The organism is Arcticibacter eurypsychrophilus (genome assembly GCF_001730525.1).
GTDB classification, from domain to species: Bacteria; Bacteroidota; Bacteroidia; order Sphingobacteriales; family Sphingobacteriaceae; genus Arcticibacter; species Arcticibacter eurypsychrophilus.
Genome location: NZ_MDFN01000078.1, coordinates 1 through 561, shown reverse-complemented (window position 1 = coordinate 561; position 561 = coordinate 1). Strand labels below are relative to the sequence as shown.

Annotated in this window: 1 protein-coding gene; it reads left to right on the top strand. The window is 43.5% G+C overall.

Annotated elements, in window-relative coordinates; translation table 11 throughout:
* On the top strand, positions 1 to 561 hold a 561-nt coding region (locus BFL47_RS19040), incomplete at both ends, for an IS3 family transposase (RefSeq protein WP_170827366.1).

The window sequence follows — 561 nt, the reverse complement described above, 5'->3', positions numbered from 1 at the left end:
TCTTACTGGAACATCACATCAGTATAGGAAGGGATTACCTTTTTGATTTGATGTGCAGCAGGGATATGCAGATCAAGAGGCGTCGCCGCAGGATCGTTACCACTGACTCAAATCACTGGATGAAAAAGTATGATAACCTGATCACCGAGATGGAGATAAACCGCCCCGAACAGGTCTGGGTGAGCGATATCACCTATCTTAGGCTCAATAATTCCTTTGTTTACCTGAGCCTGATTACGGACCTTTACTCCCACCAGATCATGGGATATCAGGTTCAGAGCGACCTCTCGGCAGAAGGATGTATCGCTGCCCTGAAGATGGCACTGTCAAAAAGAAAAACTAAGGAGCTGCCCCTGATCCATCATTCAGACCGGGGTTCACAGTACTGCAGTAAACCTTATGTGGATCTTTTGGTACAAGCAAATGTAGCCATTAGCATGACTCAAAATGGAAGTCCATATGAAAATGCAATTGCAGAAAGGGTGAACGGAATCTTAAAAACAGAGTTTAAGATAGGAGACTTTAAAGGATCTATGGCACAATTGAAACTTAAAATAGAGA